14 protein-coding genes are annotated in these 20,768 nt (G+C 71.8%); 6 read left to right on the top strand and 8 right to left on the bottom strand.

Annotated elements, in window-relative coordinates; genetic code table 11:
* Positions 1 to 439 precede the first annotated feature (439 nt).
* Together ACFWU9_RS33195 and ptsP are read left to right on the top strand one after the other, a co-directional pair.
* Positions 440 to 889 (top strand): PTS glucose transporter subunit IIA, encoded by a 450-nt coding sequence (locus tag ACFWU9_RS33195; protein WP_384324792.1) that lies wholly within the window; start codon positions 440 to 442, stop codon positions 887 to 889.
* 100 nt (positions 890 to 989) lie between these two features.
* Positions 990 to 2,660, top strand: coding sequence for a phosphoenolpyruvate--protein phosphotransferase (gene ptsP, locus ACFWU9_RS33190; protein ID WP_384324791.1), 1,671 nt, complete (start codon positions 990 to 992; stop codon positions 2,658 to 2,660).
* A 58-nt stretch (positions 2,661 to 2,718) separates the two neighbouring features.
* Here ptsP and ACFWU9_RS33185 read toward each other — a convergent pair whose 3' ends face one another.
* Positions 2,719 to 3,678 carry a hypothetical protein gene (locus tag ACFWU9_RS33185; RefSeq protein ID WP_384324790.1) on the bottom strand — a complete coding sequence of 320 codons (960 nt, stop codon included), beginning with the start codon at positions 3,676 to 3,678 and terminating at the stop codon, positions 2,719 to 2,721.
* A gap of 71 nt (positions 3,679 to 3,749) precedes the next feature.
* The gene (locus ACFWU9_RS33180) at positions 3,750 to 5,738 is read right to left on the bottom strand and encodes an acetoacetate--CoA ligase (RefSeq protein WP_384324789.1); all 1,989 of its coding nucleotides are present in this window, start codon (positions 5,736 to 5,738) and stop codon (positions 3,750 to 3,752) included.
* 225 nt (positions 5,739 to 5,963) lie between these two features.
* Between ACFWU9_RS33180 and ACFWU9_RS33175 the strand changes: the two genes are divergently transcribed.
* The gene (locus ACFWU9_RS33175; protein ID WP_384324788.1) at positions 5,964 to 8,330 is read left to right on the top strand and encodes a glycoside hydrolase family 31 protein; all 2,367 of its coding nucleotides are present in this window, start codon (positions 5,964 to 5,966) and stop codon (positions 8,328 to 8,330) included.
* Positions 8,331 to 8,382: 52 nt separating this feature from the next.
* On the opposite strand, the gene ACFWU9_RS33170 is transcribed toward ACFWU9_RS33175, so the two are convergent.
* Positions 8,383 to 8,937: an NUDIX domain-containing protein gene (locus tag ACFWU9_RS33170; RefSeq protein WP_384324787.1), complete on the bottom strand. Its 555-nt coding sequence runs from the start codon at positions 8,935 to 8,937 to the stop codon at positions 8,383 to 8,385.
* Positions 8,938 to 8,997: 60 nt separating this feature from the next.
* On the opposite strand from ACFWU9_RS33170, the gene ACFWU9_RS33165 reads away from it, so the two are divergent.
* Together ACFWU9_RS33165 and ACFWU9_RS33160 are read left to right on the top strand one after the other, a co-directional pair.
* A complete protein-coding gene (locus ACFWU9_RS33165; protein WP_384324786.1) occupies positions 8,998 to 9,894 on the top strand; it encodes a M15 family metallopeptidase in 897 nt (298 codons plus the stop codon).
* 148 nt (positions 9,895 to 10,042) lie between these two features.
* Entirely contained in the window at positions 10,043 to 10,399 is a 357-nt protein-coding gene (locus ACFWU9_RS33160; RefSeq protein ID WP_384324785.1) for an Mpo1-like protein, read from the top strand.
* Between the two features lie 102 nt (positions 10,400 to 10,501).
* Here ACFWU9_RS33160 and ACFWU9_RS33155 read toward each other — a convergent pair whose 3' ends face one another.
* The 4 genes from ACFWU9_RS33155 to ACFWU9_RS33140 are packed head-to-tail and all read right to left on the bottom strand — an operon-like array spanning position 10,502 to position 14,807.
* Positions 10,502 to 11,113, bottom strand: a complete 612-nt coding sequence (locus tag ACFWU9_RS33155) for an ATP/GTP-binding protein (protein ID WP_384324784.1) — start codon at positions 11,111 to 11,113, stop codon at positions 10,502 to 10,504.
* Positions 11,094 to 11,489, bottom strand: coding sequence for a DUF742 domain-containing protein (locus ACFWU9_RS33150; protein WP_384324783.1), 396 nt, complete (start codon positions 11,487 to 11,489; stop codon positions 11,094 to 11,096). Before ACFWU9_RS33150 ends, ACFWU9_RS33155 begins: the two co-directional genes overlap by 20 nt.
* 10 nt (positions 11,490 to 11,499) lie before the next feature.
* Entirely contained in the window at positions 11,500 to 11,946 is a 447-nt protein-coding gene (locus ACFWU9_RS33145) for a roadblock/LC7 domain-containing protein (RefSeq protein WP_384324782.1), read from the bottom strand.
* Complete coding sequence (locus ACFWU9_RS33140; protein WP_384324781.1) at positions 11,943 to 14,807, bottom strand: nitrate- and nitrite sensing domain-containing protein; 2,865 nt, start codon at positions 14,805 to 14,807, stop codon at positions 11,943 to 11,945. Before ACFWU9_RS33140 ends, ACFWU9_RS33145 begins: the two co-directional genes overlap by 4 nt.
* 468 nt (positions 14,808 to 15,275) lie before the next feature.
* Between ACFWU9_RS33140 and ACFWU9_RS33135 the strand changes: the two genes are divergently transcribed.
* Positions 15,276 to 15,761 carry a hypothetical protein gene (locus ACFWU9_RS33135; protein ID WP_384324780.1) on the top strand — a complete coding sequence of 162 codons (486 nt, stop codon included), beginning with the start codon at positions 15,276 to 15,278 and terminating at the stop codon, positions 15,759 to 15,761.
* Positions 15,762 to 15,793: 32 nt separating this feature from the next.
* On the opposite strand, the gene ACFWU9_RS33130 is transcribed toward ACFWU9_RS33135, so the two are convergent.
* Entirely contained in the window at positions 15,794 to 20,740 is a 4,947-nt protein-coding gene (locus ACFWU9_RS33130) for a hypothetical protein (protein ID WP_384324779.1), read from the bottom strand.
* Positions 20,741 to 20,768 lie beyond the last annotated feature (28 nt).

The raw sequence follows: 20,768 nt of genomic DNA, 5'->3' as shown, positions 1-20,768 counted from the left end.
ATCTGGCGTTGACTTTTGGCACGCTGTTGAGTTCTCAAGGAACGGACGCTTCCTTCGGTCCCGTCTCCGGGCCCCTCCGGGCTTTCCCTTCGGTCCTGCTCTCTTACGTTTCAAACCCTAGCAGGCCTTTTCGCTTTCCCTGACCACACCTTCCGCAGGCATGCGGAAGCCATATCCGAGAGAGTTTCTGACTTGATAGGTGCTGCCGACCACAGGCTCGAAGTCATGAGACTCGAAGTCGCGTTCGCGTCAGGCAGGGGTACGACAGTACATGCCGCCCCGGCGGGCAGGCAAATCGTTTTCGGTGCGGTGGGACCCGCCAACTGGCAGCTCTCGGGCGGAACCGTCACTTCATATGACTTACGCTTCTGAACGGTACGTCGTCCGATGACAGGTAGTGACGACGGCAGACGAATCTCCGCCCCCTGGGAGGCCCCCCATGACCCGCGTGACGTCCCCGCTTGCCGGACGCGCCATCGGACTCGCGGCTGTGCCGGATCCGGTGTTCTCCGATGCGATGGTGGGCCCCGGTACCGCGATCGACCCCGTGCGGGAGCCCTCCGAGGCCGTCGCGCCGATCGACGGAGTCGTCGTCTCCCTTCATTCGCACGCCTTCGTCGTGCTCGACTCCGAGGGGCACGGCGTACTGACACACCTGGGCATCGACACCGTCCAGCTCAACGGCTCCGGGTTCGAACTCCTCGTCGCCAAGGGCGACACCGTGAAGCGTGGGCAGGGTGTCGTGCGCTGGAACCCCGTCGAGGTCGAGGCCGCCGGGAAGTCCCCGGTCTGTCCCGTGGTGGCACTCGACGCGAGCGTCGAGGCACTGACGGACCTCGTCCAGGACGGCGATGTGAAGGCCGGCGACGCGCTCTTCGGCTGGCAGTGACTCCGCGAGAAAGTCGTCACTGCCTGCGGCCGTCCTGACGGCGGCAGGCACATCAACCGCGGCGATCCGGTCGGTCGTCGCACAACCGGAGACAGGTGCAATGCAGACAACGCTGCGAGGTGTCGGCGTCAGCCACGGGGTGGCCATCGGCGAGGTTCGGCACATGGGGACAGCGGTTCTCGAACCGCCTGCCAAGCAGATTCCGACCGAGGATGCCGAGCGCGAACAGGGGCGTGCGCGGCAGGCCGTCGAGGCCGTGGCCGCCGATCTGAACGCCCGGGGCAATCTGGCCGGCGGTGAGGCGCAGGGGGTTCTTGAGGCGCAGGCCATGATGGCCCAGGACCCGGAGCTCATGACCGACGTGGAGCGGCGTATCGCCGACGGGACCACGGCCGAGCGTGCCGTGTACGAGGCGTTCGCCTCCTACCGGGATCTGCTGGCGGGCGCCGGTGAGTATCTGGCGGGGCGGGTCGCCGACCTGGACGACGTACGGAACCGGATCGTGGCCCGGCTGCTCGGGGTGCCGATGCCCGGCGTGCCGGACAGCGACGAGCCGTACGTACTGGTCGCGCGTGACCTGGCTCCCGCCGACACCGCTCTGCTGGATCCGACGCTCGTGCTCGGTTTCGTGACCGAGGAGGGCGGACCGACCAGCCACAGCGCGATTCTGGCGCGTCAGCTCGGGGTGCCCGCCGTGGTGGCGCTGCCCGGTGCGGTCGAGCTGGCCGAGGGCACGATGGTCGCCGTCGACGGCGGTTCCGGTGAGGTCTTCACCGAGCCGAGCGCCGAGAAGCGGGCGGAGTTGGCCAAGGCCGAGGAGGCGCGGCGGGCCGCGCTGGCGGCTTCCTCGGGGCCGGGCGCGACGTCCGACGGGCACAAGGTGCCCCTGCTGGCGAACGTCGGTGGTCCCGCGGATTTGCCGGCGGCCCTGGAGGCGGGCGCCGAGGGGGTGGGGCTGTTCCGTACCGAGTTCCTGTTCCTCGACGACAGCAAGAGGGCGCCGTCGGAGGAGAAGCAGGTCGCGGTGTACCGGCAGGTGCTTGAGGCGTTTCCCGAAGGCCGGGTGGTCGTACGGGTGTTGGACGCGGGCGCCGACAAGCCGCTGGACTTCCTGACCCCGGCCGACGAGCCGAATCCGGCGCTGGGTGTGCGAGGACTGCGGAGTCTGCTCGACCACCCGGACGTGCTGCGGACGCAGCTCACGGCGTTGTCGAAGGCCGCCGAGGGGTTGCCGGTGTATCTGGAGGTCATGGCGCCGATGGTCGCCGACCGCACCGATGCGAAGGCGTTCGCGGACGCGTGCCGGGAGGCGGGGCTGAACGCCAAGTTCGGGGCGATGGTGGAGATTCCGTCGGCGGCTCTGCGGGCGCGGTCGATTCTTCAGGAGGTCGAGTTCCTTTCGCTGGGGACCAACGATCTGGCCCAGTACACCTTCGCCGCCGACCGGCAGGTGGGCGCCGTGTCGCGGTTGCAGGACCCGTGGCAGCCCGCGCTGCTGGATCTGGTGGCGATGGCCGCGGATTCGGCGGGTGCCGAGGGCAAGAGCTGTGGTGTCTGTGGTGAGGCGGCCGCCGATCCGCTGCTGGCGTGTGTGCTGACGGGGCTCGGTGTGACGTCGTTGTCGATGGGCGCCGCGTCGATCCCGTACGTACGGGCGACGCTGGCGAAGTACTCACTCGCGCAGTGCGAGCGTGCCGCCGCCGCGGCGCGCGCGGCCGACACCGCCGAGCAGGCGCGGGCGGCCGCGCAGGCGGTGCTGTCCGACGACTGATCCGTCGGTGGGTGTCCGGGGAGCTTCCCGCCGCGTCGCGGCGGGAAGCTCCGCGCGTTCAGCGGTGGAGGTCCGTCTCCTCGATGCCGAGGTCGAACCCCGCGTGGTACTCCACTCCTGGTTCCGGCGAGAGCGGTTCGCCCGTGTCGGCGTCGGTGCAGTAGGCGCTGAAGACCTGGGCCTCGCTGAGCGGGGCGAGGCCGTTGTCCCTGAGTCGCCAGCCGTGGAGCCGGTCCGGGGCGTCCGGCCCTGTCGTACGGAGGACGACTCCGCCAGCGCTGTTCAGCGCGATGCCGGCGGCGAGGACGGTGACGAATTCCGCGCTCTCGGAGGCGTCGAGCCGCGCGGGACCGGTGTCGGGCCTCACCACCTGGAGGGCGGCGAGGAGTTGTTCGTCCGGTGCCGGGATGCTGCAGACGAGGTGGTGCGTGCCCGGGCCGGCGCGCTCGATCAGCTGGGTCAGAATCCGTGATGCGCGGTCGAACGAGGCGCGTCCGATGTCGACGCCGCAGTCGGCGCACTCCCCGAGGTCGGCGAGGACCATCGTCGCGTACTCCCAGGTGGCCATCCGCACCGCGGTGTTGACGAGCTGGGGGACGAGTTGCCCGAGGGGCTGTCCGGTGTAGCGGACGACGGCGCCGCCGGTCGCGGCGATACGCGCGGTGAACCGGGCGCGGGCGGCGGCGGTGTCCGGGTCCTGGCCTGTCTCCGCACAGTGGTCGGCGAATTCCTCGGGGTCGAAGAGCGCGACCGCGGTGTGCGCGCTTTCGGTGGCGAGTGAGCGGAGCAGCGCGTCGATCCGTCGGAGATATGTCCGGTGGTCGTCGAAGGCGAAGCTGCGGTAGCTCCGCATGGCGGTGAAGTCCCGTTCGTCCGCCACCAGCCCGACGGTGCGGGGCACTTCGCGGCGCAGTGCGCGCAGATCGCTTCTCGTGCGCCGCGACGTGCCCGTCGGGCCGGTGCCGGCCGTTTTCCCGCGCTGTTCGCGGTTGGTCCTCGTGCGGTTGGTGTGCGCCATGACTCCCCCTGAGCGCTGTCGATCATTGCTCACTCAGAGTAGTCGGGGGGTCTGACAACGGGTGGCCGGTCCTACTCGCGGTTCGCGCGTCGGTCGTGGGCCAGGGACTCGTAGAAGTGCAGCAGTTCGAGGTTGTCGACCGATCCGGGGTTGACCGCCTTGGCCAGCTCCGTGCCCTGGAGCAGGCGTTTGACCGGGACCTCGATCCGCTTGCCGGTGAGTGTGTGGGGGACGGCCGGGACTTCGATGATCGTGTCGGGGACATGGCGCGGCGAGAGTTCCCGGCGGATGGTCGCCTTGATCCGGGCACGCAGGGCGTCGTCGAGCACGGCGCCGTCGGCGAGGTGGACGAAGAGCGGCATCCAGTAGCCGCCGTCGGGTTCTTCCAGGCCGATGACGAGGGACTCGCGGATCTCGGGGAGGCGTTCCACCGCTTCGTAGATGTCGGCCGAACCCATCCGTACGCCTTGGCGGTTGAGGGTCGAGTCGGACCGGCCGTGGATGACGACCGAGCCTCGGTCGGTGAGGGTGATCCAGTCTCCGTGGCGCCAGACTCCGGGGTACATGTCGAAGTAGCTGTCGTGGTAGCGGCTACCGTCGGGGTCGTTCCAGAATCCGACGGGCATCGACGGCATGGGGTTGGTGACGACGAGCTCGCCGACCTCGTCCACGACCGGCCGGCCCTGTGGGTCCCACGCCTGGAGGTCGGTGCCGAGGCAGGGTGCCTGGAGTTCGCCGATGTGGACGGGGAGGGTGGGGACGGCTCCGGCGAAGCAGGTGCACACGTCGGTGCCGCCGCTGACGGAGGCGATCCACAGGTCGTCGGCGACCTCGTCGTGGAGCCAGCGGAATCCGTCGGGCGGCAGGGGTGATCCGGTGGTGGCGACGCAGGCGATCTTGGACAGGTCGTGGTCGCGCGCGGGGTGCACGTCCGCCTTGCGGCAGGCCATCACGTACGCGGCCGAGGTGCCGAAGAGCTTCGCCCCGGTGCGTTCGGCGATGGCCCACTGGGCGCCGGTCTCGGGGTAGCCGGGGCTGCCGTCGTACAGGACGACCGTGGTTCCCGTGAGGAGGCCGGAGACGAGGAAGTTCCACATCATCCAGCCGGTGGAGGTGTACCAGAAGAAGCGGTCGCCGGGGCCGAGGTCGCAGTGGAGGCCGAGTTGCTTGAAGTGTTCGAGGAGGATGCCGCCCTGGGACTGGATGATGGCCTTGGGGAGGCCGGTGGTGCCGGAGGAGTACAGGACCCAGAGTGGGTGGGCGAAGGGGACCTGTTCGAAGACCGGTTCGGTGGTGGCGGAGGTGAGGGCGGACCAGTCGAGTGCGCCCTTGGGGGCCGGGGTGCCGAGGAGCGGGATGTGTACCACGGCGCGCACGGTGGGCAGTTCGGCACGGAGTTCGGCGACGGTCCCGGTGCGGTCGTGCTCCTTGCCGCCGTAGCGGTAGCCGTCGACGGCGAAGAGGACGACGGGTTCGATCTGCTGGAAGCGGTCGAGGACGCTGCGGGCGCCGAAGTCCGGGGCGCAGGAGGTCCAGACGGCGCCGACGGCGGCGCTGGCGAGGAAGGCGACCACGGCCTGCGGGACGTTGGGGAGGTAGCCGCTGACACGGTCGCCGGGGCGTACGCCGAGTGCGCGGAGTTCGGCGGCGAGTGAGCCCACCTGCTGGCGCAGCTCCGCCCAGCTGAGGGGGGTGGGGCCCTGGGTCTCGTCGACGTGCAGGAGCGCGGGTTCGCCGGCGCGCGCCGGGTCCTCGGCGGTGCGCAGGGCGTGCTCGGCGTAGTTGAGGGTGGCGCCGGGGAACCACTCGGCGCCGGGCATGGCGCGTGTGCCGATGACGCGTTCGTACGGGGTGGAGAACCGTACGTCGAACCAGTCCGCGACGGCTTTCCAGAACGTTTCGAGTTCCGTGACCGACCAGCGGTGGAGCGCCGCGTACCCGCCTTCGGCGGGAGCCCCGTACCGCTCGGCAGCCCAGGCCTGGAACCTGGTCACGTGCGCCGCCGCGATCCGGTCGGCGTCCGGCTGCCACAGTGGCGCTGGGCTGGCTGCTGAGGTCATGCGGTTGCTCCCCGGGCTGGCTCGACGCGTGGTGTGCGTGGGGCGCGCGCACGCGTGCGGAGGTGCGCCCCGGCTTCCACTGGACGATGCCATGTGATCGTCTTTCGCACCAGACTGGCCCCGCTGTGTGCCTGAACGAGGAGTGGACGACATGTGGCGGGACCACGGGTGAACGGGAGTTGAACGGGGTCTGTTCGGTCTCGGGCGGATGGCAGGCTGAGCAGCATGGACGGTCGTGAACTGCTGCGTTCGATGAGAGATGTCGGCTCGGTACAGGGGATGCGGGCGGTTCGGTCGGCCTGGCGGCACCGGCGGACGGACGAGCGGGATCTGCCGGCGCGCGGCGCGGAGCGGGCCAGGGTGCCGGGACCGGTCAGTGGTGCGCTGCCGTTGGCGGGTGGTGGGATCGTCCGGTTCGCGCGGGCGGAGCTGCGCGTGTGGGTGGCTCTCGGCGGTGGGGTCTTCTGGGGCTGGGACGGGGCCGAGCCGCTGCCGTCGTACGCGCTGGCGGGCGATCCCCCGGAGCCCGATCCGCGGGCCGTGCTGGAGCCGGACAAGGACGGCGGCTGGCGGGTGATGTCGGAGCGCGTGACGGTGACGGTCTCCCGGCACGGGGGCGTGGAGGTGGCGACGCCGGGGGGTGTCGTACTCCGCCGTGAGCTGCCGCCGCGGTGGTGGGAGCCGGTGGACGGGGAAGGACCGGCCCGCTGGGCGCAGCGGACCGAGGTGGCGGCCGACGCGCGTTTCTTCGGGCTCGGCGGGCGGGCGTCGGGGCCGCGGCTGCGGGACGGTGTGTACCGCCTGTGGAACACCGATCCGCGCGGTGGCTTCGGGCCCGGTGACGATCCGCTGTACATCACCATGCCGGTGCAGCTGGTGGTGGCGGACGCCGGTACGCACCTCGCCTTCTACGACAACTCGTGGGACGGGCGCGTCACTCTCAAAGAGGGCGAGGAGGGCGCGGGCTCCGGACATGACCGGCCGGGCACCTCCGAGCTGCGGATGGAGGGCGGTCCGCTGCGCTGCTGGGTGCTGCTGGGCACGCCCGCGCGGGTGCTGCACGGCTGGACGGCCCTGACCGGGGTGCCCGCCCTGCCTCCCGCGTGGGCGCTGGGGCCGCAGCACGCGCGGTGGGGTTTCGGCGACGCCGAGGAGGTGCGGCGGATCGCGGCGGGCTACCGGGAGCGGGGGCTGCCGCTGTCCGCCCTCCATCTGGACATCGATCACTACGACGGCCATCAGGTGTTCACCGTCGACCGGCGCAGCTACCCCGATCTGCCGGCGCTCGCGAAGGAGTTGCGGGCCGAGGGGGTGCGGCTGGTGTCGATCGTGGATCCGGCGGTGAAGGCGAAGCCGGGGAACGAGACGTACGACAGCGGCGCGGCTGCCGGGGCGTTCGTACGGGACGCGCGCGGCGACGACGTACGGGGCGAGGTCTGGCCGGGCGAGTGCGTCTATCCGGACTTCACCGATCCGGCGGTGCGCGAGTGGTGGGGCGGTCTGTACGAGGAGCGGCTGGCGCAGGGCTTCTCGGGGTTCTGGCACGACATGAACGAGCCCGTTTCGTTTTCGCCCTTCGGGGACATGTCGCTGCCCCGGTCGTCCAGGCACGCGCTGGAGGGGCGCGGGGGCGACCACCGGGAGGCCCACAACGTGTACGGGCTGACGATGGCGATGGCGGGGTACGAGGGGCTGCGGCGGCTGCGGCCCGACAGACGGCCGTTCCTCTTCTCGCGGTCCGGCTGGGCGGGTATGCAGCGGTACGGCGGCACCTGGTCCGGCGATGTGGAGACCGGCTGGCCGGGGCTGCGCGCCTCTCTCTCCCTGGTGCTGGGGCTGGGGCTGTGCGGGGTGCCGTACTCGGGGCCGGACGTGGGTGGTTTCACGGGGAGCCCGTCGCCGGAGCTGTTTCTGCGCTGGTACCAACTGGGCGCGTATCTTCCGCTGTTCCGTACGCACGCGGCCATCGACGCGGGCCGCAGGGAGCCGTGGGAGTTCGGTGACGAGGTGCTCGGGCACGCGCGCGCCGCGCTGCTCGAACGGGAGCGGCTGGGGCCGTACTTCATGACGCTGGCCCATCTGGCGCGGCTGACGGGCGCGCCGTACGCCCGTCCGGTGTGGTGGGGCTCGCCGGAGGACCGGGCGCTGCGGGCCTGCGAGGACGCGTTTCTGCTCGGGGACTCGCTGCTGGTCGCGCCGGTGCTGGAGGCCGGTACGGATCGGCGCGCGGTGCGGCTGCCGCGCGGGCGCTGGTACGACACGGCGACCGGGACCGCGTACCAGGGGCCCGGTCAGGTCCTGCTGGATGCCCCGCGGTCCCGGATTCCGGTGCTGGCGCGGGCGGGCGCGGTGATCCCCGTCCGGGGCCCGGCGGAGGCCGACGGGACGCCCGGGGGCATCGAGCTGGAGGTGTGGCCTCCGGCACCGCGGCGTACGGGAGGCGGACTGGTGGTGCGGGACGCCGGGGAGGGGTGGGCGCATCCGGAGGTGGAGCGGTACACGTCACGGCTGGTGGGCGGTGAGGTCGTGGTCGAGCGTGTGGCGGACGGCGGTGCGGTGGCTCCGGAACTCCCCGTCCGGGTGCGGGGATAGCGCGTCCGGCGGCCGTCAGGAGGACGGGCGGGAGTTCCGGCGGGGGCAGGGGTCAGACGGGGCGCTCGGGAGGTTCCGGGGCGGTGTCGTACCGGCCGGCGAACCAGGACCGTACGGCCCGTGTGTGCAGCGGGAACGCCAGCTCGGCCGGGGCCCGCAGCAGATGCCACCCCTCCGTCTCGTCGGTGGCGACGGTCTCGGGCAGCTCCGCCACGGGACGCTCCGGCAGCAGGGCGAAGAGCAGCAGATGGCCGCCCGGCGAGCTCATCGCGTCGGCCAGCCGTACGTCCGACTCGGCCGCCTCGATGCCGGTCTCCTCACGCAACTCGCGTACGGCGGCGTGCCGCCAGTCCTCGTCGTGGTCGATGAAGCCGCCGGGAAGGGCGACGTGACCACGGCGGGGTTCGATCGTGCGGGTGATGACGACCAGCGAGGTGGCTCCGTCGTCGGTCACGGGCAGGAGGGTGACCGCGACCGGCAGGGGGTTGCGGTACGCCGTGTCGCCGCAGACACGGCAGGTACGCGGCCAGCCGGCGTCGGCCGGGTACGGCGAGCCGCAGGTGGAGCAGTGCGAGTTCTTCACGGAGTCATCTCTGAGGTCGGGCACGCGCGGACTGTAGCCGATGAGGCTTTCCCGCGGGCCGTGGAACTGATAGACGGTGTGGCCATGACACGACTCGCTTCCACTCTCCGCGCGTTGGCCGCCGCGACGGCCGCCCTGTTCGCCGTGACCGCCGGGGCTTCCGGCGCGTCAGGGGCGACCGGGACGTCCGAGGCGCCCGGGACCCTTGCGGCCTCCGGGACCCTTGAAGCCTCCGGGACCTCCGGGAAAACCGGGACCGCCGGCCCGCTCCGGCCCATCGCGCCCAAGGAGTTCGTGGCGCTGCCGACAGTGGCACCGACGATCCTCCACGACATCCGCTACCTCACGCCGCACAACTTCGTGGGCGAGCCCGTCGACGGCTACGAGCAGCCCCTCTGCATCCTCACCCGCCCGGCCGCGCAGGCACTCCAGCGGGCGCAGCGGACCCTGCTGCGGAAGGGTTACTCGCTCAAGGTCTACGACTGCTACCGGCCGCAGCGGGCCGTCGACCACTTCGTCCGCTGGGCGGAGGATCTGGCGGACGAGAGGATGAAGCCGGAGTTCTATCCACGAGTCGACAAGTCGAGGTTGTTCACGGACGGTTATATCGCGGAGAAGTCCGGGCACAGCCGTGGCAGTACGGTCGACCTGACGATCGTGAGACTGCCGGCCAAGCCCACCCGGCCGTATGTCCCGGGCGAGAGACTGGTCCCCTGCTACGCGCCGAAGAATGAGCGTTTCCGCGACAACTCAGTCGACATGGGCACCGGTTACGACTGCTTCGACACGCTCTCGCACACGGACGATCCCCGCGTCCAGGGTGAGCAGCGCGCGAACCGGCAGCTCCTGAAGAGCACGCTGGCCGAGGTCGGGTTCACCAACCTCCCCGAGGAGTGGTGGCACTTCACCCACAAGCCGGAGCTCTTCCCGGAGACCTACTTCGACTTCCCGGTCTCCTGGCGCTCGGTCATCGGTCACTGAGTGCAGGTACCGATCGACGGATGAACGGCCGGCCGGGACCACCCCCGTGGGCTCCGGCCGACCACTCACCCCTATCGGACGCGGTACGCCCGTTCTCGGTTCTCCTCCGCCCGTTTCCCGTTCCCCGCCGACCCGTTACGGTGCCCGTATGGCAACGGAGACAACGGCGACATTCGAGTCGTACGAGGAATTCTGGCCCTACTACGTGGCGATGCACTCCCGCGCGGCGACCCGCTGGGTCCATCTCACGGGGACGCTCACCGGGCTCGCCGTCAGCGTCTACGGTCTGGCCACCGGCCGGAAGCGCTACGCGCTGGCGCTGCCGCTGATCGGCTACGGAACGGCCTGGCCCGCGCACTTCCTCATAGAGAAGAACAATCCGGCGAGCTTCGGGCATCCCGCGTGGTCGCTGCGCGGTGACATGGAGATGATCCGGATGATGCTGGCCGGGCGGGACGCCGAGCTGGGCGAGATCGCCGCGAAGTGGCTCGCCGAGAACCGCTGAGCCGGTGGCGGACGTCGCGGCGGCGGAGACCCACGGCCCGTACCCCTGTCGGTGGGGGTACGGGCCGTGTTCCGTATGTGTCGTCGGTTGTCGCGTCCCGGGTCAGGTGGTGGTGACCGCGGGCTCGCGCTCCTGGCGGGCCCGGATCATCGCGTGCTCGACGACCGCCACCAGTACGTCCTTGACGGACTCACGGCGACGCGCGTCACACATCAGCAGCGGCACCTCGGAGTCGAGATCCAGCGCCGTCCTGACCGTCTCCGGGGGGAAACGGATCGCGTCCTCGAAGCAGTTGACGGCGACGGCGAACGGGATGCCCCGCCGCTCGAAGTAGTCGACCGCCGCGAAGGAGTCCTCCAGCCGCCTGGTGTCGGCCAGGACGACCGCCCCGAGGGCGCCCTGGGCCAACTCGTCCCAGAGGAACCAGAAGCGGTCCTGGCCCGGCGTACCGAAGAGATACAGCACCAGGTCGTCGCGGAGCGTGATGCGCCCGAAGTCCATGGCGACCGTGGTGGTCGTCTTGCCCTCGACGCCCGCGACGTCGTCGACGGGCCGGCCCGCCTCCGTCAGGACCTCCTCGGTGCGCAGCGGTTTGATCTCGCTCACCGCGCCCACGAGCGTGGTCTTGCCCACCCCGAAGCCGCCTGCCACCAGGATCTTCAGAGTCACCGGCTCGATCGGCCGCTGTCCACGGCTAGAGCGCCCGAAGACCATTGATCACCTCGCGGAGAATGTTCACGTCCGGCAGCTCGGCCGGCGGAACGGGACGGGTTACGTGCACCAGTTCACTCTCGACCAGGTCTCCCACGAAGACCCGCACCACCCCGACGGGGAGGTCGAGCCCCGCGGCGAGTTCCGCGATCGACTGGGGACTGGCCCTGCAGAGTTCGACTATCTCCACATGCTCCGGAGACAGGGTCCGGTCGCCGGCGGGATCGCCGGCGGAGGACGCCGGGATGACGATGGCGATCAGATCGAGCCGGTGCCGGATCGCGCTGCTGGTCCGGCCGCGGGTCATGGCGTACGGGCGCACCACCGGTCCGGCTTCGCCGTCGAACCAGTGCTTCGGATCCTCGCCTGGTCGGCTCATGGCATTCAACTCACCCGGTGGCGGGCTGTCCGGCGCGAGGTGCGGCACCGAGATGGACGCCGACACGCTTGACCATGAGCGTCATCTCGTACGCCACCTGGCCGACGTCGGAGTCGGAGTCGGCGAGGACGGCCAGACAGCTGCCGTCGCCCGCCGCCGTCACGAAGAGGAAGGCCTCGTCGAGTTCGACGACGGTCTGGCGTACCTTGCCCGCCTCGAAGTGCCGGCCGACGCCCTTGGCGAGGCTGTGGAAGCCGGAGGCGACGGCGGCGAGGTGCTCGCCGTCCTCACGGGTGAGATCCTTGGACGTTCCCGTGGCGAGACCGTCCCCGGAGAGGACGATCGCCTTGCGGATGCTGCCGACCCGTTCCACCAGCTCGTCCAGGAGCCAGTTGAGGTCGCCCGGAACGGATCCGCGGCGTGTGGAATCAGTTGCGGCGGCTTTCGGTGCGGTCATCGACCGTCCCCTTCCGGTGTTGTTCCTGCTGTGTCGCCGGGGCCGTTGATGCCTTCGGTGGTGCCATCGGTGTCTTCGGCGTTGTTCTGCTGACGGCCACGCTGCCAGCCCCGTTGGAGGGAAGCCATACGGTTGCGCACTTCCGACGCGTCCCGCTCGTAGTCCCGCTCCGGGGCGTCGGGAGACGCCGGCTCGGCGTCCTCCCGTACGGCGTCCCTGAGCTGGGGTGCGAGGCTGGCCTGCCGGACGCGCCGGGGAAGGCCGCCGAGCGGGGCGGGAGACCCGTTCTCGTCGCGCGTCACGGCGGCTCCGTCGGGTGTGGGGGCTTCCGTGGAAGGCGCGTTCACGGAAGGCGCGTTCGTGGGGGGCTCGTCTGTGGGGGGCTCGTCCGTGGAAGGCGCGTCCGTGGAGAGGCCGTTCGGCGTGGGCTCGGACGCCGGGTGGGCGCCGCCCCGCTCGTCCAGCCGCCTGCCGTGGTCGGCCACCAGCTTCGGGGTCTTGCGACTGCGCCGGGGCAACTGCGCCGGGAACTCGGGCGGGAGCGCGTCCTCGCGGCCGGCGGGCCCGTCCTGGTCGGCGGCCTGGCGGTGCTGCTCGTGGAGCTCGCCGGAGTCGGCCACGGCGCCGCGCCGCGCGCGCGGCTGGCCGGTCTCGCGGCCCCGGGTGTCCCGCAGGTGTTCACGGGCGCGGAAGATACCGCCGCGCTCGCTCTCGGTGTCGTCCAGGTCGCCGAGGCCGCCGAGGCCGGTGGCGACGTCGATGGCGTCGACACGGGCGGGCTGCTCGTCGAACTCCTGCCCCGTGAGCGGCGGTTCGAGTTCGATGGGACCGTCGAGGACGGAGCGGCTTCCGGTGAGTCCCGTGGGGACCTGCGACAGCGAGGCGAGCCTGCCGTCGGAGCGGCCACGGCCCTTGTCCGGCCCGAGGTTGGCCCGGTCGAGCCGGAATCCGGTGCCCTGGGTCTCGGGCGCCTCGGTGAGCAGGGCGGCCGGCAGGAACACGATCGCGGTGGTGCCTCCGTACGGAGACGGCTGGAGCGAGACCCGTACGTTCTGGCGCTGGGCGAGCCGGCTGACGACGAAGAGACCGAGACGGTCGGTGTCGGAGAGCTCGAACTCGGGCGTCTCCGCGAGCCGCAGGTTGGCGTCGAGCAGCGCGTCGGAGCTCATGCCGAGGCCGCGGTCGTGGATCTCCAGCGTGAAGCCGTTGGCGACGCGTTCGCCGTGGACCTGCACCGCCGTGTGCGGGGGCGAGAACACCGTGGCGTTCTCCAGGAGTTCGGCGACGAGGTGGGTGAGGTCGGCGACGGCGGGGCCGCCGACACCGATCCTCGGCAGCCGCCGGACCTCGACGCGCTCGTAGTCCTCGACCTCGGCGACCGCGGCCCGTACGACGTCCATGAGCTGGACGGGCTTGCGCCACTGCCGGGAGGGCGCGGCTCCGGAGAGGATCACCAGGCCCTCGGCGTGGCGCCGCATACGCGTGGTGAGGTGGTCGAGGCGGAACAGGTCGGCGAGTTCGTCGGTGTCCTCGGTGCGGCGCTCCATGGTGTCGAGGAGGGTGAGCTGGCGGTGGAGCAGGACCTGGTTGCGGCGGGCGAGGTTGACGAAGACCTCGGAGACGCCGTGTCGCAACTCGGCCTGCTTCACGGCCGCTTCGACGGCCGCGCGCTGGAGGGTGTTGAGTGCCTGGCCGACCTGGCCCAGCTCGTCGCGTTCGTAGTCCAGTCGCGGCGCTTCCGTCTCCACGTCGACCTGCTCGCCCGCCGCGAGGCGCCGCATGACGCTGGGCAGACGGACGCCGGACACCTCGTGCGCCTCCTTACGGAGGCCGGACAGGTCGCGGATGAGGCTGCGGCCGACGCGTATGGAGACGATCAGGGAGACCAGCAGCGCGAGGAAGCCGAGGATGCCGGCGACCCCGGCGAGGACCAGGACGTTGAACGCGGCGGGGTCGACGCGGTCCCGGTAGCGGTCGTCGGCCGCCTCGCTCTCGCGCTCCAGGCTTTCGAGAACTGGGTTGGACATCTCCTGCCAGCGCGCGGCGTTCACCGAGCCGGGGTTCTCGCCCGCGCCCTCGGCGACGATCTGCTCCTCCGCCTCGCGGAGCGGCTGGGTGTCGGGGCCGCCCCAGTACTGCTCGAAGATCTCGCGCTCGGAGGCGGGCAGGACGTCCAGGTTGGTCTCGTAGAGCAGCGTCCGGTTGGCGACCAGGTCGGATATCAGCCGGACCTCTTCCGACGTGACGCGACGGCTGATCAGCGCGGAGACGACCAGCGCGTCCTCACGGGAGAGCATCTCCTGGGCGCGGTCGACGCCGACCAGGGCACGGGCCTGCTTGTCGAGCTCCACGTCCTCCAGGGCGTGCAGCGTGGACAGGAAGCTGTGGCAGGGGTCGACGAGCCGGTTGTAGAAGTCGAGCGCCTGGCCGCGGGTGACGGTGCTCTTCTCCACGGAGCGGCGCAGCGCGCCGAGGCCGTCGAGCGCGTCGGTGAGCGAGGTCAGCCGCGCGGAGGTCGAGCCGCTCATCCGGTCGCGTACCGAGGGGTCCTCGGCGTTCGCCTTGATCTTGGTGACGGCCCTGTCGGTGGCCGCGCGCTGGCGGCGCAGCTCCGCGAGGGAGTCGGAGTTACGGGGGTCGGCGAGGTAGATGAGGGTCTGGCGGCGTTCCCGCTGGACCACCCGGACCGTGTTCTCCACGGGGTCGCCGACCTTGTCGATGATGTAGGCGACGTCGAAGAGCTGGTCGGCCTCGCGGCCGGTGAGTGTGGTGGCGAATGCCCACAGGGCCGTGAGGGAGACGAGCGGCACAAGGAGCAACGCCACGATCTTCCGGCGGATGGACTTCCCGCGAAAGCGCATGGCCTCCCCCAGCTCGACCTCCCACCCGATGTGGAAGGCGTCTTCGTCGGAACCGACAACCTCGTCAACAAACGGCGTGAGCCTACTACTGCCACACCGACAACTCGAAGCCATGTCCGAGCGTTTTTCGGCCTCAGCCAGGCGAGTTGCGCACGAGTTGTCCCGGTATTCACGGAGATGACTTTCACCGCTGTCGCGCAGAGTACCTGGCGGGGCGTCAGTTTTCGCAATCGATCAGGTGGCCTGAATTATAGGGGTGCGGGAATCTTCCGGATCTGTCGCTCGTCTATGTGTTTGGGTACTGACGTACGGAAGTACCGGCTCGGGGTGGGGAATTCGGGGCGAGGGACGGGGCGGGCGGGCGGCGTGTGAGCGCTGTCCGCCGGACATTCGGTGCCATGGTTCGCGTGAAGCGGCCGGGGCCGGGCAGTCACCCTGATGTCGGACAGCGGTGGGGAGTTACGGTCCATGAATACGAAGTCGGACACGAGAGCGGCGACGACGGCCCCCAGGAAGGGGCCCGCGGAGGTCGAGGTCGAGCTGCCGGTCCCGCGAGGCACGGGCCTTTCGGGGCGGCTGTGGGTGGAGGAGCCGGCGATACGGCGCCGGATGCCGGACCCGGTGCGGACGGCGGCGGTGCGGGCCGTGATCATCGCCTCGGTGACGTTGATCCAGGCGATGATGGCGTTCTTCTGTACGCTCGCGGGCTCGTGGCTGGCCTTCCCCATGGTGCTGAGCAGTGTGGGCAGCACGGTCGTGGCGACCTGGGGCGTGCTGGACGTCTGGGTGACGCGCCAGGTGTGGAACCAGCGCCATGGCGTGGTCTCGGTGCCGAGCAGCACGGCGCGGCAGCTCCGCAGGGAGCGCCGCAGGGCCAGGCGTACGGCGCGGGCGACGGAGCGTGACGGCGCCCGGATACGACGCCGGGGCGCCGGCAGGCTCTCCGAGGCCTGAACGCCCGCGCCCCGGCGGCCCCTGGGGTGTTTCTAGGTCAGATCCCGCTGTGGCGGGACGGCCGGTTCGTGCGGTTGCCCGCCGGGGGTCGTCGCTGGTGACGGCGTCGTCGGCGTGGGCGTCGTTGCCGTGGCGGTGGCGGTCGCGGCGGTGGTGGTGACGGTCGGGGCGCCGTTGTGGGCGCCGGTCTGGGAGCGTTTGAACATGCGCGTGGCGGTGATCTCGCCGTGCACCGTCTCGCCGTCCGGGTCCTGTTGGGGAAGCCCGGGCCTCAGATGCTCCTCGACACTGATGTATTTGAGGCCGGCCCGCAGGTCGGCGTCGTTGCGCAGCCGGATCACCAGCGGGAATTCGGCCAGTGCCGTGGTGTCGAAGAGGCCGGTCGTGTAGAGGAGTTGCACGCCGAGGGCGTCGGAGACGGCTCGCTGGAGCTCCAGCAGGTACGTGGCGTTGGCGCGGCCGATCGGGTTGTCGAGGAAGAGTGTGCCGGCGTGCCGGTGCTTGTCACGTCCCCGGTCGTTGCTGCGCAGCGCGGCCATCGTGCAGTAGAGGGCGATCGCGGCCGTGAGCAGCTGGCCGCCGGAGAAGACGTCGCCCATCTGACCGACCGGGACCCGCTCGGCGCGCAGCACGGCGTCCGGCTTGAGGATCTCCACGGCGATGCCCTTGGGCTGGAGGGCCGCTTGGACGCCGCGCAGCAGCAGGGACATGCCGTCCCTGCGAAGGTCGGAGTTCTTCTTGAGGGCGGCGCGGGTCGCCTCGTCGATGACCTCGCCGAGCCGTTCGGTGAGGGTCGCCTGGTCGGGTTCCTCGAAGCGGATCCGGAGGAACTCCTGGCCGGACCACTCCCCCAGCCCTTCGGGCAGCCGGGACAGCCGCTGGGCCGAGCGGAGGGTGGTGAGCGCGGAGTCCACCAGTCCGCGCAGCCGGTCGACGATGGAGTCGCGGTTGCGCTCCAGTTGCGCCAGCTCGTCGGTGAGCACCCGCAGCCTCGGCGCGAAGGCGTTCGCCCACTTCGCGGCGTGGTCGGGCAGCGCGGCGGCGGGCAGTTCGCGGATCTGCTGCCGGGCCGGTGTGCGTACCTGTTCGTAGCGGGTGGAGTTGGCGTGCCTTACGAGAATGTCGCTCGCTTCCCGGACTGCGGCCTCCGCAGCCGACAGGTCGGTGGCGCAGCCGCGCAGTGAGCGGCGGGTCTCGGAGGCGGCGGTCCGTGCCTCCTCGATGCTGCCGGGATAGGGCTCCGGCGCTTCCGGGGTGTCGTCGGTGTCCTCGTGGGCCGAGCCGCGGAGAAGGTCGCCGAGGAGGGCCGCCGTCTCGTCGAAGCCGCCCGTCGCGTCCTCCGCGGTGCGGTGGGCGTGCAGCAGTTCACCGTGTGCGGAGCGGGCGGTGTCCAACGCGTCGGTGCGGGTGGCGAGTTCGGTGGTGGCGACGCGGAGCAGGGCCTGGGCCTGCTCGACGTCGGTGGGGACCTGGCTCTCGGGCAGGTCGGTGTGCGACTCGCCCTCGGCGGGTGCGAGCCGCTCGGCCTCGCCGCGCAGACGGCCCAGTTGCTCGCTGGCCGCCGACGCGCGGGACTCCAGCATCTGGACGAGTGATTCGGCGCGGGCCGCAGCGGCCTGCCGGGAAGGCCCGTCGGCGCCGTCCGTGCTCTCCAGGAGCTGGGCGGCGCGGGTACGGACCTTGTTGCTGAGCCGGTCCAGTTCGGCGAGGGCCGCGCCCTCGTCGCTCTCGGCGTGGGCCTGTTCGGCGCGGAGGTCGGCGCCGACGCCGACCTTCTCGTACAGCTGGGAGGCGGCGCGGTAGGCCTCGCGCAGCGCGGGCAGTGCGGTACGTGGCGCGTCGGTGCCCCCGCTCCCGTCGGCGTCGTGCTCGGGGTCCGGCAGGTTCTCGGGGGCGCCGGCGATCTCGGCGCGTTCGGCTCGGAGCGCACGGGCCGTACGGCGGGCGTCGTCGGCGGCGCGCTGGGCGGCCCGGCGGTCCTCGTCGGCGGCGCGGGCCCGTTCCAGACAGGCGGTGGCGCGGGCCTCGGACTCCGCGGCGTCGTCGGCCAGCGCGCGGAGCTTGACCTGCCAGCCGGCCCGTTCACGGAGGCGGAAGGCGAGTCCCGCGAGGGCGTCGGCGACCCGCCGGGCGCGTTGGGCGGTCTCCTGCCGTTCGTCGCGGACGCGGGCGGTGTCTGCTGCGGCCTCGTCCGCCTCCGCCCTGACGGTACGGGCCTCGGCGAGCTCGTCCCCCGCCGCCTGCGCGAGTTCCTCGGCGGCGCGCGCGGTCTCCGCGAGTTCGGTGAGCCTGCCGGGCGCGCAGGTGGCCCGCCAGGAACCGAGGCGGGCGGCGATGGCCCGGTCGGCGGAGAGCCGGGCGGACAGGGTGCGGATCTCCTCGTCGCGGGCGGTCGACTTGGCCCGCAGTGACTGCCGTTCGGCGTCGGCGGCGTGCTCGTCGTGCATGGCGGGGTTGGGCGGGACGAGGAAGACACCGCTGTCCTCGCCGCCGGCCGGGTCGCCGTACGGCCCGGGGCCGGGGACGGGTGCGAGCAGCGCCGCCGCCGTACCGACGGCGACGGCCGAGCGCGGCAGGAGGGCGGCGCCGGCGAGGACTTCGCGTGCTCGTGCGTGCGAGGCGGGTTCGGTGATGACGACGCCGTCGACCAGCTCGGGCCGGGCGGCGAGGACGGCGGCGTGGTCGGCGGGGTCGACGGCCTGGGCGAGATAGCGCCAGCCGGGGAGGGCCGGGATGCCGTGCTCGCCCAGGAATTCGACGGTGGCCAGCACGTCGGGGCCCGGTGGCAGGAGTCCGCCGTCGCCGAGCGCGCCGAGGATGCGCGAGTCGTCGGCGGCGGCCGTACGCAGGTCGAACAGCTGGCGTTCGGCGGCGGAGACGCCCTGGTCGAGCAGTTCGCGCAGTTCGTCGGCGTACCGGTCCAACTCCTCGGGGGTGAGCGGGCCTTGGCGCGGAGGGGCTCCGGTCGGGTCGGTCCTGGACGGTTGCCCCGTGCCGGTGCCGGTGCCGGCGCTGATGTTTGGGGCGCTTTCGGTGGATGCGGGCATTCCGCCGCCCGCCGTCCGGCCGGTCGGGCCGTCCGTGGCGTCCTTGACGGCGCTACGCGGTGCGGGGACGCCCGCGCGTGGCGACGCACCGGGCAGGCCGAGCAGTTCGGTGAGGCGCTCCTCCCCGGCGATCGACTCGGCGGTACGGCGCTCCGCCTCGTACTCGTGCCCGGCGGCGCGGGCCGCGTCGACGGCGCGGGCCTCGGAGAGTTCGGCACGGGACTCGGCGGCTGCGGCCTCCCTGGCCCTCTCCGCCGCCACTCGCGCCGCTTCCCTCGCCGTGTCCCAGGCGGCTACCGCGGACTTCTCGGCGTCGCTCGCGGCGAGGGCGGCACGTGCCGGGTCGGCGTCGGGCGCCGTGTCGTCGAGCCAGCCGGCCCGTACCGCCTCGGCGGTCTCCTGCTCGACCTCCGACAGGCGCTGCCGCAGATGACCGCTCTCGCTGCGGGCACGCTGCGCCTCGGTGGCCGCGGCTGTCGCGTCACGGTGCGCGGCCTCGCCCACCTCCTGGAGCCCGGCGGAGCGCTCCTCCTCCTTGTTGGCGAGGCGCTCGCCGTCGGCGGCTGCCGCGTGCAGCGCGCGGACGAGGTCCGCCGCGGCGGTGGCACGGGCGGCGAGGGCCGGTGCGGCGTCACGCTCGGCCTCGCGGATCGCGACGGCGACGCGCGCCGAACGGTCGGCGGCGGCGCGGTGCCGCAGGACGTTCTCGGCTGCCTGCCAGGCGGAGTGGAGCGTACGCGCGTCGCTCAGCTCCCGCCGTTGTGCCGCGGCGGCCTTCTCGGCGACGGTGAGGGCCAAGGAGGCGTGCCGGTAGGCCAGTTCGGCGGCGATCAGCGCGCTGCGGCTACGGGCCCGGTCGGCCTCGGTGACGGTGTGCGCCGCCGCCGTGAGCTGCTGGGCGAGGTCGCCCACGCGGTCTCGTTCCACGGCGGCGCGCGCGGTGAGCCTGCGTGCGAGGGTGCGGGTGCGGCGCTCGGCGGCCGTATGGATGTCGCGGGCCCGGGACCGGGCGTCCGCGGCGTCGACGATCCTGCCGAGCAGGTCGACGGAGCCGGCCGTGAAGTCCCGCTCGGCGGTCAGCTCGGCGCGGCGGCCCAGTTTGTTGCCGAAGCCGCCGACGAGATCGGCGAGCCCGTCCGTGTCGCGGGTGTCGGTGACGGCGCGCAGCAGCAGGTCGGTGAAGTCGGAGTCCTTCTTGACCGCGAAGAGGCCGGCGGCCTCGCCCTCGTCGGCGTTCATCTCCCGCTGGTAGCGGAAGAGTTCGGGGTCGAGACCGAGGTCCCCGAGGTGCTCGATCCAGCGGTCGTGGATCTCTTCCCAGTACACGTCGAGATGCGGATACGCCTTGCCCGCCTCCGTGATGGCGTCCCGGAACCCCTTCATGGTGCGGCGCCGGCCCTTGGCGCCGGACGTGCCCTCCACGGGCCTTCGGACGGCGGTGGACTCGGCGACCGGGAGCGAGTCGAGGCTCAGTCCGGGGCCCGGCCGGAAGGAGTACCAGGCCTCGGCGAACTTCCGTGGGTCGTTGGACACCTGACGGCCGCGCCACTCGCTGGCCTTGCCGACCACGACCAGCTCACCGGTGAGGGTGTGCTGCCATTCGAGGGCGACATGGCCGCAGTCGTCGGCGAGCAGGAATTTGCGCAGCACACCGGAGCTGGCCCCGCCGAGGGTGTTGCGGTGGCCGGGCAGCATCACCGAGAAGATCAGCTTGAGGAGGACGGACTTGCCGCCGCCGTTCTCCAGGAAGAGCACACCGGCCGGGGCCGGGCGGCGCGGCGGGCCGACCGGCTCGTCCTCGAAGAACTCCGCCTGGGTGGGGGCGGGGTGGGGCACCGGCTCGCCGACTCCGCGCAGGTCGAGCACGGTGTCGGCGTAGCGCGCACCGGCAGGCCCGATGGAGTAGAGGCGGACCCGGGACAGCTCGTACATGGCGGCGGACTCTCGTCGTGGTCAGGAC

Origin of the sequence: Streptomyces sp. NPDC058653 (assembly GCF_042716895.1) — a bacterium.
Taxonomy (GTDB): domain Bacteria; phylum Actinomycetota; class Actinomycetes; order Streptomycetales; family Streptomycetaceae; genus Streptomyces.
Note: the sequence above shows the minus strand (reverse complement) of the source record. Positions and strands in the feature narration are given on the sequence as shown.